A 14686-nucleotide genomic window follows, 5' to 3' on the forward strand; every position below is an offset into this window, starting at 1 on the left:
TTTATTTTCCTGTTGTCGTAAGGTAAGTAAGTTCAATAACGGCCTGATTATAGTCGCGCAAAGCAGTAAGGTAGGCCAACCGAATGTTCATCGCCTGGGTCATGTTCTGAATGAACTCTACATAACCAATCTCGCCCTTACTGTAGGCAAATTGGGCGATGCGAATTTGTTCAGCTGCCTGTTTCAATCCGGCCTCGTCGTAATAACGGACGGCTTCATCGTACTTAGCCAGTTCCTGCAAAGCTTGATTGTAGCGCTTGCCAAGTAAATTAGCTGCATTCTGCTGCTCGGTCAGGGCGATCTGCTGCCCGACCTGCGCAGCTTTAACCTTGCTGCGCTGCGCACCAAAAAACAGCGGAACAGCAACGCCAACTTCAAAACCTCCTATACGGGTTCCCGGAAAATAATTGCGATTGATGTTGGCAGGATTGAATGCGCCCACCAGAAGCTGCTGCCGGTAGCCGATGGTCAGGTCGGGCAAGTAGCGGCTTTTCTCTGCCTTTAGTTGCGCGTTAGCCAAAGCATTTCGCTGCTGGTAATACGCAACTTGCGGATGGTTACCGACAGCTGTGCTGTCTGTTTGAATAAAAGGTAGTTTTTCTAAAGGCCTTATGGGTATAACCGGCAAATAATCCACGTTTAATAGCTGTTGCAATTCCCGTCTGCCGATCATTACATCCGCTTCGGATTGACGCCTGGCAACCCCGATTTCTTTATAAGCGTTTACTGCAGATAGCTGTTCCAGATAAGATGTTTCACCTGTCTTATAGCGCAAAGCAGCCCGCTCAGAAAAGCGTTTATACAAGCTGTCCTGACTGGCAAGCTGCCGGACTTTGTTTTGTGCATAGGACAATTGGTAATAAGCTGCTTTTACCTGCTTTACCAATTCGTTTTCGGTGATTGCACTTGCCCGTTCGCTAAGTACGGTTTGAGCATTGAGTAGTTTACGTTGTGCACTGTAAACGGTTGGGAAAGCAAAACTTTGGGAAATACCTAAACTATTATCTATATTACCACCGGAAGTCGGGTCTTGGGTGAGAAGAATATCCGTTTTAGCGGGATCAAAAGCTGTGCCCTGCAACGCTTTATTTTGACTAACTTCCAATGTTGACCTTCGTAGTTGCAGGTTATTACGGATAGCCGTTTGAATACCTTCATCTAAACTAAGCGGCTTGTTATTCTGGGCCTTTACCGTTCCTGTAAAAAAACTGCCTGCTACCAACAATAAAATAGTTACAATTTTGGGTGATATGGGCATTGTCTTGTCTGTTTTTGGCGGATGGTTTTTGGTGAAAAGAATATACAGTACCGGAAGTACCAATAGCGTAAGCAATGTTGCGGAAATCAGCCCACCGATCACGACCGTTGCCAACGGTCTTTGCACTTCGGCACCTGCTGTAGAAGATATGGCCATTGGCAGGAAACCTAAAGAGGCTACTGATGCGGTCATCAACACCGGTCTTAACCTGATTTGTGTGCCTTTCCTAACACGCTCAATAATATCACTTATTCCTTCGGCCTGGAGCTGATTGAAGTAGCTGATTAACACGATACCGTTGAGTACGGCAACGCCAAAGAGCGCGATAAAACCAACGCCTGCGCTAATGCTAAATGGCATCCCTCTTAAATAAAGGGCAGCTACACCGCCAATGGCAGACAATGGCACAGCAGAGAAGATCAGCAGAGTTTCCCTGATAGAACGGAACGTAAAGTATAGCAAGACTAAAATTAGCAAGAGTGCCACCGGGACGGCAACGGCCAAACGGCCTTTAGCTTCCTGCAAATTTTGAAACTGGCCGCCATAAGTAGTATAATATCCGGCAGGCATTTTCAGCTTTTGATTCAATAGCTGTTGAATTTCCTTTACGGTGCTTTCTACATCCCTGCCATGCACATTAAAGCCAACATAAATCCGGCGCTTGCCATCCTCCCGGCTGATCTGCGAAGGCGCATCCTCCAATTTAATAGAAGCTACCTGGCTAAGTGGTACCTTGCTGCCGCTGGGCAGCGGGATATACAGGTTTTCGATGTTAATAATATCGGAACGAAGTTCACGGCTCAGGCGCAAAACGATCTCAAACCGTTTCTCTCCCTCAAATACTACGCCCGCAACACGCCCTGCAAAAGCGGTACTAAGTGCCGTATTCACATCCTCAATATTTAGCCCATACTGTGCGATCTTATGACGGTCGTAGGTAACCGCTACCTGCGGCAAGCCGCTTACCTTTTCTACGATAGGCTCACTTACGCCCTCAACACCGCCTATAAGTTTGGCAGTTTGTACAGCCTGTGCGGTCAATACGTCCAGGTCATCGCCAAAGATCTTAATGGCGACATCCTGACGGATTCCGGTCATTAGTTCGTTAAAACGCATCTGCATCGGTTGGGTTACCTCAACATTGATTCCGGGAATGTTTTTAAGTGTCTGCTCAATTTTTTCCATCATTTCCGCACGGTCACCGGCAGATGTCCATTCGTCTTTCGGTTTCATGGAAAGCATCATATCACCGCGCTCAAACGGCATCGGGTCGGTCGGTACTTCTGCGCTACCTATTCGGGTAACGGCTTGTTTGATTTCTGGAAACTTCTGTTTTAATAATTTTTCTGCTTTGCCGAACGTTTCGATCACCTGGGATAGAGAAGAACCCTGCATCATGGAGATTTCCACAGTCAGGTCGCCTTCTTCTAAGGTAGGAATGAACTCACCACCCATTTTCGAAAATGCCCATATGGCAACAGCCAATAAGAAGACTGAAAGGATAACAGTTAACTTTTTGGCTTTAAGCACAGCGTTTAAAGCCGGTGTATATAAGCGGTGCAGCGCGTCAACCAGCCGGTCGGATATATTTCGTTTGTGGTGCGTATTCTTGCTTAAAAATAAGGCACTCGCCATGGGCACATAGGTCAATGAAAGGATAAAAGCGCCCAGGATAGCAAAGGCAACGGTTTCAGCCATTGGCCGGAACATCTTGCCTTCAATGCCAACCAACGCGAAAAGGGGCAGGTAGACAATCAATATAATAATCTCTCCAAATGCTGCACTGTCTCGAATCTTGGAAGCAGCCTCGTAAACCTCACTATCCATTTCGGATTGGTTAAGTGTTTCTTTGCCTGCAAAGCGGTTGGTTTCCGTAATGCGGTGGACAATCGCCTCTACGATAATAACAGCACCGTCTACGATAAGCCCGAAGTCAATGGCTCCCAAACTCATTAAATTCCCTGATACGCCGAAAAGATACATTAGCGTCACAGCGAAAAGCATCGCCAGCGGAATAACGGATGCTACTACTAAACCGGCACGCCAGTTACCCAAGAGCAGTACCAGTACGAAGACAACGATCAAGCCGCCTTCTATCAGGTTGCGTTCGACGGTACCCATAGCTCTTCCAACCAGTTCCGTTCGGTCGATGAACGGCTCAATGACTACGCCTTCAGGTAATGACTTTTGTACCTGAGCCATGCGCGCCTTCACCCGCTTGATAACCTCGTTGAAGTTTTCGCCTTTAAGCATCAGCGCAACCCCGGCCACTACTTCGCCTTCTCCGTTACGGGTTACCGCACCATAGCGGTTAGCACTGCCATATTGCACCTTAGCAATATCACCAATAACCACAGGTGCATCTTCGCGGTTTTTCACTACGATATGTTCAATGTCGTCCAGTGTTTTAACCTGTCCTAATCCCCTGATAAAATAGGCGTTGCTACGCTGCTCGATGTAAGAGCCGCCTGTATTCTGGTTGTTCTTTTCCAGCGCGGTATATATGTCGCTGATCGTAATATTCAGGCTGTTGAGCATTTCATTGTCGATTGCAATTTCATATTGCTTGACATAGCCGCCCCATCCGCTGATCTCGGCAATACCAGGCGTTCCGGCCAGTTGCCTTCGGACGATCCAATCCTGCATGGTGCGCAAGTCCGTCGCGGTATATTTATTTTCATAGCCTGGCTTGGTATGAATCACATACTGGTAAATTTCCCCAAGGCCGGTGGTAATAGGTGCAAGGGTTGGTTCACCTGTATCTTTAGGGATCTGGCTTTCGGCCTCTTTCAACCCCTCGCTGATCTGCTGCCTTGCCCAGTAAATATCCGCGTTATCCTCAAATACAACGGTGATCACGGATAGGCCGGAACGAGAAATGGAACGCTTTTCAATGACTTTCGGTACGTTAGCAATAGCCAGCTCAATGGGTGCGGTAATATACTGCTCCACTTCCTGGGCGCCTAATTTAGGTGCCTGGGTGATGATCTGTACCTGGTTATTGGTAATATCGGGTTGTGCATCAATAGGCAGATGGGTAAGTGAAAATATACCTGCTGCTACCAATAGTATTACAAATGCTCCTACAACTAGCTTATTGCTGATCGAGAACGCAATGATCTTATCAAACATGAATTTTGGATTAATACGAAGATTTCTTTAAGGCACAGCATCGCTGCTATCCTTAAAAAGAATAATTAATAAGTAGTCGTATTAACCGATTTGAGGAGGCTGCCAAACCGAAATGCTTTGCTCAAGAATAGCTGGTACAAGCGTTTCACCATATACCTGAACAATAGGCTGAACAAACGCGAGTGTCACAGCTTGTTGCGCATGGATGGTACGGACGGTTGAGCAGCAAGCGCAGGTACAGAAAGGCGTGCAAGTCTCTTTGACTCCTTTTTCGTCTGCTGAATGGCTTTGTGAAAGTGAAGTGTTAGCTTTTAACGTAGAACTAAAATCATCGCTGTCCCTGCAAGGCAGAACTGCAAGCAAGATCATATAGACACTAAATAGTATTGCTAATAACTTCATTCAAAAACGAAATTATCATTTTATCGTGAAACTACTAAATACAAGGTGGAATTTTACAATGTACATATGATCTAATATTTGGTTTAGATAGACAATAATCCCCCAATATGATCGCCAATCAAACACATATTAAGTTTAGTAATCTACTCGGATTGGTTGTGATGCCAATGAAAAATGGAGGCAAATAACCAGTAAGGTGAGTACCCTAATGGTTTCTCATAAAAGTGGTAAAGAATTTAATCTCTCTAATTACTTAAAAAGTGGTTCGAGAAGCACAAGGTGATCTTTTGCTGGAGGGCAACCCATGTTTTCTTGCCTTCTACAGTGATACACATGTAAACAGGCGCTTTTCCATCTTTTTCTTTCTCTAATCTAACATTGAAATAGATACCGAAACTTTTAACTGTTTTCATAAAATTTAAGAACTAATAAATCCTTTGGTGAATTAGGTGTTTCAAACTCACTCAAAAAGGGCTCTAAAGCCGTCCAAAACCAGTCAAAATTCATCAAAATTGACCTGTTGTAACTAACTGATATACAGTTAAATATAACACTTTGGAGCACCTGTAAAGGTACAAAACCAAAACAGGTGTTCGGATAGGGGAAATATAACCTGGAAAACTTTGGTTTATTTTGGTGTTTGAGGGAAGTGCTATAAAGCACAAAACCCTGTAAATCAGATGATTTACAGGGTTTTGATTTGTTTTGATATCGCTTTCTGTCGGGATGGCAGGACGATAACCCTATAATATAATTATCTGATTAACAACAAAATAGTTAAAGCTTTCACAATCAGGTGTTCGGATAGCAAACAGCCACTTTTTAAGCTTATTCAAATATACGAAATCCTGTCCAATCAACAATGATTTAATGTTTTATATACCATTATATTCGGATTATTTGCTGTCCTTATTTTTAAGTCGTAAGCGTCATTAAAATGTTAGAGGCTATTCCAAAGAATTCACTTTTATGAAGTATAACTTTGGAATCGCGATTACGTATTATAGCTTAAACTATCAACCAGAAATCTTACTAAGGTGCGTCAAAACGCGAACCCTTTGTACCTTCGCATAAAACTCCTCTGTGGTGGACACTTTACTATGACCTAATAAAAATGATGCGACATCGACCGGAACATCGTTGTTCAGTAACACTGTAGACGCAAACGTTTTTCTAGCCACATGATGGGTAAGATGCTTCTCAATTCCTAGTTCGGAGCCAACGTCCTTTAAATAGGCGTTTAGCTTTTGATTAGAGATAACAGGAAGCAAGGCGCCATCATTGTTTAAGTAATCATAGTATTCAAGAACAGCTAATGCCTTTGGCAGCAAAGGAACAGAAATGGGACGCTTGGTTTTCTGCCTGATCATTTCAATCCAAAGCATCCCTTTGTTAGTCTTCAAATGAACATTACGGAGGTGCGACACTTCATGGTAAGCAAGCCCCGTGTAGCAGGAAAAGAGAAAAATATTCCTTATAGTATTTAATTTGCCTGAAAATTGATAGTTTTTGAGCAGATCTAATTCTTCACTGTCCAGGTACACCACTGCTTTTACAAAACGCTTTTTTCTAAAAAGGGCAAACGGATCATGTGTTAACCATCCGTGTGCAACGGCAATTTTTACTACCTTTTTTCCCCTTTCAATAGTCTTGTTGACGGTGTTTTGATTTTGAACTTTCTGCAACTTTAGGAAGTGATCGAAATCTTGAAGGAAACCCAATTTAAGTTGACCCAAAGGATAATCAGTTAAATGATAATAGCTCTTTATGAATTCGCCAACATGAGATCTGATAAGTACGAATTTATTGTAGGTGGCCATCGAATAATCAATACCGATCAATTCTTTAATGTGAGTGATATGTTGATCAAAGACACCAAGCAACGTTTTTATTTCAACCGTCTTTCCCGAATATTGGTCGTAGAGTTGGTTGATATCAAAATGATCACCTTTTCGAGCAAGAAAATCGTAAGATTTTAAGATCCTATTCCGAATGGACCTGAGCTGGTTATTGATATGCTTCGCTTCAGTTGATAGTCCTTTGTGTAAAGATTTACGTTCATCCCAATTGGGCTCATTCAATGAGCAACCTGATGAAAACTGCTTCCGCTGACCATTAAGTGTCATACGGCAATAAATGGGCATAGTATCTTTGCGGTTTGCTTTTGAGCGATACAAGAACAGAAGAATGTGTAGTTTATTTACTATCATATTTAAATAAGTTTCAGTTTATACCCGCTGGAGGGATAATTTCTGCATGTAATTTTCTCACGAACAGTACAAAAGAGTCGGCTATAATTCCTCTTATGTTCATCGGTACTACCGAAGAACTACCGACAAAAATTCGCAACTCTATATAAATGATTCGGTTAGAATTCAAAAGCAATCAATAGCATTGAATTCATGCAATAATCCTATAAATTTTATGCAGGTCAGTTTTAGATCAGCTTTTAGAGTAACCAAAATATCTCAGACCAACTCAATATTTATTTATCGGTACTACCGAAGAACTACCGATAAACCATGTCAAAAGCTTCCAAAATTTGTAGAACAAGATCAAATTAAATTATGGCAACAGAAATCATAACCAAAGATGACCTGAACGAATTCAGGGAACTATTACTCAATGACTTTAAAACCTTGTTACAAGGAAAGCAACCACAGGAAAACACCAAATGGCTCAAAAGTTATCAGGTGAAAAACATGCTGAAAATCTCACCAGGTACCCTTCAGAACCTGCGCGTGAAAGGCACGATACGTTACACCAAGATAGGCGGCATTTTGTATTATAAGCAAGAGGACATTCAGCGCCTTCTAGAGGGCAAAGGGTGATAGATTTAATAACAGTCGAGCGTTGCAGCCATTATAACGCTTAAACAACTAAGTAGCCCGGAGCAGCGAAGGTGTCAAGGATGGTGCTGCCAAAAAAAAGACAATCGCACCATTCACATGTCCTTTACGCCTTCGCTGCGGTGCTAACTTTGTGCCTGCGTTGAAGGGCAAGGGTAGGCACAAAAGGTTACAATTTCTATTTCTCTCAGTTGTAAAATATAACCTGTGGTTATAGGAAATGTCACTTACGGCGTAAAAGCAATTTTATACGCCTGATCAAAGAGTCGAGATACTTGTCCAAAGGATAGACCTGCTGACGATATGTCTTTATTCCATACAAAACAAAAAAAGCAACCAAAGACCATTCAAAGAATCCCATACAACTAACCTAAAAAAAGTTCACCATTCAATAAACCCCAGCAAAAGCAGGTGTGTTACAAGCATCGCGCGTTTTACTCCTGCACAATTGCCACAGGCGTACTGCGTAATGGAACCCTGCGCGGTAGCGCGTGGTGCAATGGAGCAGTTTGCCTGTGGCGGTTAACGTTTATAAAAAGTCGTTCCTGTCTGTCTTGGCGAGCCACTCATCCTCTGCCATTACAAAGGGGTCGAGCCAGTCAATTTTATGCCGCGCCCAGGTAAGCCAATCGCTATCCGGATCAGGTACAGCAGACAGATATTCCCGAAGCAAGCTTGCCTGTTTCCATTGCTTCGCACGGTCAATCAGTTCCTTAAAACCTTTCAACTCCTCACGCTGACGCGCATCCCACTCGGCCTGTGCCTTGCGCTGCCGTTCCCAGTTATCCTGCCATACGCGTGCGTTAGCCAGGTATTCCTCTTCCTGCTTGGCGGCCAGTTCCAGCTTGGCTAGCACTTTAGGCAACTGCTCCTCCAACAGCTGCGTCTTCAGGTCCTGCCATTCGGCTTTCAGCCTGCTATCCAGCCTAAAGACAACGTTTCCATTCGGCTGCCATTCGTACTCCTGATAAGGCTTATCATGTACCCTGATCCTTGATGTTCGCTCCCGAAAGTTAACCCTGAGCTTTATCTGACGGATAACTATATAGTTCCCATCCGCTTCCACACTGTACCGATAGCCTCGCGCCCGTACGCATTTGATGAGCGTGTCCATAAAGCGCAGCGCCCGTCCAGCATTCCCTGTCGTTACCCTGATGTCCAGCTGGCCTTTGGCCGTTACCGCCATACCTGGGAAATTAGGATCAGTTAGCTTAGCCAGGCTTTCCTTTGCTGCAACGATCAGCAGATCGGGTCTGGTCAACCGCTCAGGTACTTTGAAAGGAAGCTTTTCCCGGCTGATCTGCTTGATGAGCATATCCAGTTCCGACACTTGCTTCACCGGCTTTTCAGGCGGCCGTTCTTCCAATTCAACATAGTCCTTTCCATGGTAGGTTATAGGCAACTCAGGCCGTTCCACAAAATGCCCTGAACGTATCTTTGTCCAGTCTCCGCTTTTTGGAAAAGGGATATTAAGTCGGATACAGAGTTTCCGAAAGCCTACATCAGAAATCGTATACCTCTTAGCGACATCTGTAACTGGCATATCCCATACCATTTGATAAAGATCTTCACGTGTAAGCCTGATCATAATACCGGTGCAGCAGCTTTTAATTCTTCCGTATTGAACTCACCCAAGCTACGCAGGTATTTAAGCGTGACCAGTACCGAAGCATGACCCATGATCTTTTGCACCATGTACACATCCTTGGTCCTGCGGAACACATCAATGGCCGCTGTATGCCGGAACGAATACAGAGTTTGCTTAGGGTAGATCAATCCGTGGCTTAACAGCTTTTTCTTTTCCCGTGACCACTGCTTGGAAAAATAGCTATCGTTGAACGGCTCCTTTGCCAGGCTAAAAATATTGTCATCCCTGCCGATTGCATTTAATACCGGTTCAAACTCTTCCCTTACGTAATCAGGGACAAAAACAACCCTTACCCGTCCACCTTTATTTTCGTTACCCTCCAGGTGAATCTCGGTATTGTTCATTTTAAAATGCTTTTTGGTCAGCAAGCGGATCTCTTCATGTGGCCGCAGCAAGCAGCCGTAGGTCATCAGGGCACAACGGTATAGGTTAATATGGTTCGCCTTTAAAAATCCCAGCACTGGCTGCAACTGTTCCCGTTCATAAGCCAGATGCAGGGTAGCCTTGATCCGCCTGACCTCTGTTTTCCTAACCGTCATCAGGTATTCATCGATCATCCTGCCTGCCGTGTTGAAAAGCACACTCAGGTCACGCCGTTTATTCATGTAGTGCGTCGCGGACGTATTATACTGCTGCAAGAATGCTTCGATCTGACCGGTGGTCAAATCTTTGAGCGGTGTTTCCCTGCCATCCGGCCCTAAGAAGCGCATAAAATGGTTAAACACATGTCGCAGGCTATCCTGGTGTTGTTTACTGATCCCGGATGTTAATTTCTTATCCAGTGCCCGGCTAAACAATGCGCCGGTAGAGGTGTCCTTATTCAAAATATCATTCATTGGGCATAGAACGCCTTTTGCACTTTCAAATCAGATGATCTGAAAGCATGTTAACACTTAGCATTACTCATTTATCGTATAAGTCACTATTGTAATGCCCTCACAAGAACCACAATAATCCATACACGAATAAGCGAGCCGTTGCAGGCAGCAGAATCACATTGCAAAGCGGTTTCAGCTTTCTATGTTTCATCCCTGCTTAGTGAGGCAACGTCATGTCCTCACCCTGCGGCTGTGCAAGCAGCCTCTTAACTATTCTACTAACTGAACAAAAAACGTAACGGCTAAGATATCTTTCCCTATTCCACGATGAGGTTAATGCCTGCCTTATCCGCTTTGTAGGCAATCTTGTCTTTGAGTTTACCATAACTCCAGTTCCTGAGCACAAAGGTCTCCTCTTTGGCGGCCTCCTCTTTATCCAGCTGGCCCGTCAGGATCAGCGTTGCCGCCTGGTACTTCACACAAAAGTCGATCAGCCTCCGGCTATAGACCTGTAACTTGTATTCTACATAGTCCCGTTCCTGGTGCTTGTAATGTTCCAATGGCTTCTGCTTGCGCTTTTTGCCATGCCCTGCACGGTTTAGATTGTGGCTGGCTTGCACCCTGCGTCTTGCCGCCTGTATAGCCAATCTGCGGTACAGAAACTCTTCTTTGTTGCCAATGGTTAGCCTCACCCTGCCGATCTTAACGGTTAAGGGATGCTCCAGGGATAAAGAAGCTTCTGCCACCACATCATTACTTAATAAATGCACCTGCCGGTCTTGTTCAAAAGTGGCCAGCAGGTAGAGCTTTTTATCTTCCAGCTTCAGGTAACTGATCGCTAGTTTATAAGTGCCCCGGATCACCTCGCGCAACAGTTCCCGCTTATCGTCAAACGTCTTGCCCAGGTAAGTTTTTAACGGTATACCAAACAGCGTAAAGGTAAAGTAAGCACTTTCATGAACCTCGGTCAGCTTCCGCAGGCATTCACCACTAAAGGGCATCGCCATATCTTTCTTGAAGTTTCTGATCGAGCGCTCACCGGTATGGTATAGTACCTTGTCCTGACTGAAGGAGCCGACCAGTGTATTATTCAAGTTGTTATAAATGTTGCTGGGCAGTAGCCCTTTGAAATGCTGGGTAAGCACTTTGTAAGTTGAATTCGTCCGGGAAGAGGTCAGCATCCCATCAGGGTCCTTGCTTTGATCCGTTACCCGAAGCTTAATGCCTTCGGTCAAATACACCATGTCCTTGATCTGCTCCTGGATGAACTGGTGGGTGTACACGAGGTTAGCACAGCGGTAGCAGGCATTTTGCCAAGCCATGATCTGACCGCGGGACTGGTAAATAAAGTCAGTGTCGCTGCTGTCAATGAGCAATTGGATTTTTCGGGTAAGACGTATCTTTTCCATAGTGCAAAGTGTAGTTAAGCGATTCGGATAGTAACCGGCTTGTACTCCGTGCGCAGGTGAGCGTCGGAACCGGCTTTCCAAACACAACCTCTTTCTTTTTTTTGCTGGCTGACAATTTTCCAGGCTTTCACGTATTCCTTTTGCACATAAGCCTGCGGAAGACTAAGGGAACGTGCGATTGAAGCAAACTCTTGTTTCAATTCCATACGCATTCTATAGATCTGCGATTGCTCTTTACTCAAGCCCTCCATATCATAAAGCCATACCCGTTGCCCAGTATTACAAGTCTTTGATTGAAACACCGGAGTACTGAACAACTTTTGCGGCTGCACGATCATGGCCTTTAATTTAGCAATGCCTTTTTGCAAATCGTTCACCACTGCTGTAATGGAAATGCCGTACCGTGCAGCGATCTGTTTATAGCTTAAACCGTCTATATAATATAGTTTCATCAGGTTCTTTTCCCTGCCTTCAGCAACAAAAGGCATCATATCGTTAATGGCTTTTAGCTGCCCTGTGGTAATGGCATCCTGTTCTTCTTCATTTATCTGCTCACCGAAATACAAAAGGCTATCATCGTTCCCGGTTGCATCCAAATAAGTAAACCTGCGGTGAAAGCGGCTGACCGGGCTGCGGAAGTAGGCGTGGCATTCCCATTTAACTTGCTGCTTTAAGAACCGGCTGGCATGTTCCATACTGGTTATGTTTTCTCGGTAATCCCAAAGTTTTAAAAAGGCCTCTTGTAAAATGTTTTCGATAGTGAAGCTATCATGTAAAAGCCATAAGCCATAACTATAAGTACGACTATAAAGTTTATAATAGAGCTGGCCAAATAGCTCTTTGCTATAACAATTGAATTTGCCAGCAGCGTTTATGCTTCGCTTGGTATCGGGGGTTGCCATTACAATTAACTTTTAATAATATGAAATTATATAAAAGTGTATTAAAAAGCAATTATAATTTATTTATAAGCTAATTTAATAGCTTATAAGGCCACTCTTTATAAAAAATTGAATTTTTTCTACTGCTTATATTAGCTTTCAATAGCATCTAATGCTTCTTAAATGGCGGAAAAGCGTAATTATAATCGAATAAAAGCTGTCCTTGCAGAGAAAGGCAAAACCAATATTTGGTTGTCAGAACAATTACAAAGGAACAAAACGACAGTTTCAAAGTGGTGTACTAACGATATTCAACCAACTGTAGAGTCGCTATTTGAAATAGCAGCTGTCCTAGAAGTTGATGTCAGACAGTTATTAGTGTCTTCCCTAAATAACTAAAAAACTATTATCGAGTATTCGTCCTTGCCTTCTTCTGCCTCCTGCGGTTCCTTCCTAATATAGCTTCATCGTCAATATCATCGCTTATCTCGATACCAGGTATATAACCAACGCCAGCATGATCCCTCCAATCACCATAACCGCCAGCATTTTTATCCACGTTAGCACCTGATGGTGCGTCTTGGCCTGACGGATGATTGCCTGCTCCATGGCCATAAGCTGCTGCGCTTGTTTGTTCTGCGTAGCGTTCATCTGCTTCAACAATGCCAGTTGGTTGGAGGAGTTGACCTGCATCAGGTGCAGTAACTGCTGCAGTACTTCCCAGTCCTCCTGTTGTATGGAGCAGTCCCGTAGTGTAGTCCCCGTATATCGCTCTTGTTCGCTCGCTTGCCTGGCTAATTGCTTTGCTGTCTCTACCTTGTTCATAATCTAAACTCTTAATCAATTCCGCCCACTTAAAGCGGTTGCCTAATTTTTGCCCTTTGATCTTCAGATCACCATAGAAGTAAGTGATCCCGCTTACCCTGCCGGTGCTGGCCTGGTTGAAAAGTAAATGAATGCCTTCTGCCTCACATTTATTTATAAACTTTTGTAAAGAAATACCAGGCCCGGACACCAATCGTAAAATCCTCTCCTGAAGCTCCATCTTTGCGGATGCCTCACCTGTCCTGTAAACCATCTCCAGTTCGCTTTTAGTTGGTGCCCTTAATGGTGTCTTGATATAAGGCTTAGCTGATACGTTACTACCTCGCTCTAACGTTACACGTTTACCCGGAGACATAGATCTATTGTTAGATCGCACTGAACGTATTTTGTTAAGTTGCTCTATAGGTACACCGCTACTTGCATACTTAGATACAGCCTTATTCTGCTCTTTAGAGAGATGGTTACTTTGCTCTACTGTTACCAAGTTACATTGCTGTTCTAACTTCCTTAAGATAGCCTCGCTCTTTTTGTAATTATTGCTGTCTGATACCACCTCACCATCAAACGTTATCCGGTTGACCAGCAGATGCAGGTGCGGATGATCCGCATCGTGGTGCCGGAAGATGAAGTACTGGTTATTGGAGTACCCACTAAGCATCAGGTAATCTTCTGCAATGGCTAACATTGTCTTGTTGTCCAGTACGTCCTCCTTAGAAAAGTTAAGACTGGTATGATAAACATACCTGCCCAGTGAGGGCCTGAGGCTTTTGATCAGGTCAACCTCCTGCTTAATAAACCCCAGGTCTAATGAAGTAAAATTGGTCGACAGCAATACAGCCCTGATATTACGATCGGGATAGGCAAGCTTGTTCCAGTTATACTTTAAAGCACCCATAAAGCTTTTACCGATCTTTTGCAGCGCTATCATGGGCTAGCAATAACTTTAAAAGGTGATGCTCCTGCCGTTTTAGGTCGATTAGTGACTCTCTGATACCATAGGGGAGTTTGCCTGAATTGGCGTGTTTAGCCAACTGGTTAATGTTAACGCCGATCTTTTTTAGCTCAGTATAGCAAGCCAGGTCAATCCTTGCCATTTTAGTTCGGGGGAAACTGCCACCGAACACCTTGTCACGGATTAGGTCCCCAGGCCTGCGGCCGGTGTTAGCGGATAGTTCCAGCAGCGCCTGTCGCTGTGCTTGAGTAACCCTAAAGGAAAAAAAGAAGGTTTTTTGTTCAGCAGCAGAAATTCTTGGCCTTGACATAAATCTCAAAAGTTTATCGTCCGTTAAGCGCGGCCAGCATCCTGACGCGCTCTGTTAATTATCCCCGGAGGGGTTACCCCTTGGGTGCGGAACCGGTCCGCAAGACTTATCGCAACAGTAAATGATTCACGATAGAACCTGCCCTGGGCAGATTTGTACCACAAAAATAGCTTTTTAGAGCGGTGTAAACTATGCTACTCTT

The 14686-nt window shown here is 44.2% G+C and carries 11 protein-coding genes; 2 read left to right on the top strand and 9 right to left on the bottom strand.

The window, feature by feature from the left end; all coding sequences use genetic code 11:
* Position 1: 1 nt before the first annotated feature.
* The 3 genes from IEV61_RS08360 to IEV61_RS08370 form a co-directional block, all read right to left on the bottom strand.
* The gene (locus tag IEV61_RS08360; protein WP_188415588.1) at positions 2 to 4390 is read right to left on the bottom strand and encodes a CusA/CzcA family heavy metal efflux RND transporter; all 4389 of its coding nucleotides are present in this window, start codon (positions 4388 to 4390) and stop codon (positions 2 to 4) included.
* Positions 4391 to 4471: 81 nt separating this feature from the next.
* A complete protein-coding gene (locus IEV61_RS08365; protein WP_188415590.1) occupies positions 4472 to 4792 on the bottom strand; it encodes a DUF6660 family protein in 321 nt (106 codons plus the stop codon).
* A gap of 1016 nt (positions 4793 to 5808) precedes the next feature.
* Entirely contained in the window at positions 5809 to 7002 is a 1194-nt protein-coding gene (locus tag IEV61_RS08370; protein WP_188415592.1) for a site-specific integrase, read from the bottom strand.
* A 357-nt stretch (positions 7003 to 7359) separates the two neighbouring features.
* On the opposite strand from IEV61_RS08370, the gene IEV61_RS08375 reads away from it, so the two are divergent.
* Complete coding sequence (locus tag IEV61_RS08375; RefSeq protein WP_188415594.1) at positions 7360 to 7623, top strand: helix-turn-helix domain-containing protein; 264 nt, start codon at positions 7360 to 7362, stop codon at positions 7621 to 7623.
* 547 nt (positions 7624 to 8170) lie between these two features.
* On the opposite strand, the gene IEV61_RS08380 is transcribed toward IEV61_RS08375, so the two are convergent.
* The 4 genes from IEV61_RS08380 to IEV61_RS08395 all read right to left on the bottom strand — a co-directional run bounded on the left by IEV61_RS08380 (position 8171) and on the right by IEV61_RS08395 (position 12418).
* Positions 8171 to 8980, bottom strand: coding sequence for a hypothetical protein (locus tag IEV61_RS08380; RefSeq protein ID WP_229747071.1), 810 nt, complete (start codon positions 8978 to 8980; stop codon positions 8171 to 8173).
* 245 nt (positions 8981 to 9225) lie between these two features.
* On the bottom strand, positions 9226 to 10113 hold the full coding sequence (locus IEV61_RS08385) for a tyrosine-type recombinase/integrase (protein WP_188415597.1): 888 nt from the start codon (positions 10111 to 10113) through the stop codon (positions 9226 to 9228).
* Positions 10114 to 10424: 311 nt separating this feature from the next.
* The gene (locus IEV61_RS08390) at positions 10425 to 11516 is read right to left on the bottom strand and encodes a transposase (RefSeq protein ID WP_188415598.1); all 1092 of its coding nucleotides are present in this window, start codon (positions 11514 to 11516) and stop codon (positions 10425 to 10427) included.
* A 14-nt stretch (positions 11517 to 11530) separates the two neighbouring features.
* On the bottom strand, positions 11531 to 12418 hold the full coding sequence (locus IEV61_RS08395; protein ID WP_188415599.1) for an RNA polymerase sigma factor: 888 nt from the start codon (positions 12416 to 12418) through the stop codon (positions 11531 to 11533).
* Positions 12419 to 12580: 162 nt separating this feature from the next.
* Between IEV61_RS08395 and IEV61_RS08400 the strand changes: the two genes are divergently transcribed.
* The gene (locus IEV61_RS08400) at positions 12581 to 12796 is read left to right on the top strand and encodes a helix-turn-helix transcriptional regulator (RefSeq protein WP_188415600.1); all 216 of its coding nucleotides are present in this window, start codon (positions 12581 to 12583) and stop codon (positions 12794 to 12796) included.
* 7 nt (positions 12797 to 12803) lie between these two features.
* On the opposite strand, the gene IEV61_RS08405 is transcribed toward IEV61_RS08400, so the two are convergent.
* Together IEV61_RS08405 and IEV61_RS08410 are read right to left on the bottom strand one after the other, a co-directional pair.
* The gene (locus tag IEV61_RS08405) at positions 12804 to 14150 is read right to left on the bottom strand and encodes a relaxase/mobilization nuclease domain-containing protein (RefSeq protein WP_188415601.1); all 1347 of its coding nucleotides are present in this window, start codon (positions 14148 to 14150) and stop codon (positions 12804 to 12806) included.
* Positions 14125 to 14484 (bottom strand): plasmid mobilization protein, encoded by a 360-nt coding sequence (locus IEV61_RS08410; protein WP_188415602.1) that lies wholly within the window; start codon positions 14482 to 14484, stop codon positions 14125 to 14127. The genes IEV61_RS08405 and IEV61_RS08410 overlap by 26 nt, the downstream gene beginning before the upstream one ends.
* Between the last annotated feature and the right edge of the window lie 202 nt (positions 14485 to 14686).

This window comes from Mucilaginibacter galii (assembly GCF_014635825.1).
GTDB classification, from domain to species: domain Bacteria; phylum Bacteroidota; class Bacteroidia; order Sphingobacteriales; family Sphingobacteriaceae; genus Mucilaginibacter; species Mucilaginibacter galii.

Excerpts from the sequence above, each read along its gene's own strand:
- IEV61_RS08400 (WP_188415600.1), top strand. The coding sequence starts at position 12,581 with ATGGCGGAAAAGCGTAATTATAATCGAATAAAAGCTGTCCTTGCAGAG.
- IEV61_RS08395 (WP_188415599.1), bottom strand. The coding sequence starts at position 12,418 with ATGGCAACCCCCGATACCAAGCGAAGCATAAACGCTGCTGGCAAATTC.
- IEV61_RS08405 (WP_188415601.1), bottom strand. The coding sequence starts at position 14,150 with ATGATAGCGCTGCAAAAGATCGGTAAAAGCTTTATGGGTGCTTTAAAG.
- IEV61_RS08370 (WP_188415592.1), bottom strand. The coding sequence starts at position 7,002 with ATGATAGTAAATAAACTACACATTCTTCTGTTCTTGTATCGCTCAAAA.
- IEV61_RS08365 (WP_188415590.1), bottom strand. The coding sequence starts at position 4,792 with ATGAAGTTATTAGCAATACTATTTAGTGTCTATATGATCTTGCTTGCA.
- IEV61_RS08410 (WP_188415602.1), bottom strand. The coding sequence starts at position 14,484 with ATGTCAAGGCCAAGAATTTCTGCTGCTGAACAAAAAACCTTCTTTTTT.
- IEV61_RS08360 (WP_188415588.1), bottom strand. The coding sequence starts at position 4,390 with ATGTTTGATAAGATCATTGCGTTCTCGATCAGCAATAAGCTAGTTGTA.
- IEV61_RS08375 (WP_188415594.1), top strand. The coding sequence starts at position 7,360 with ATGGCAACAGAAATCATAACCAAAGATGACCTGAACGAATTCAGGGAA.
- IEV61_RS08390 (WP_188415598.1), bottom strand. The coding sequence starts at position 11,516 with ATGGAAAAGATACGTCTTACCCGAAAAATCCAATTGCTCATTGACAGC.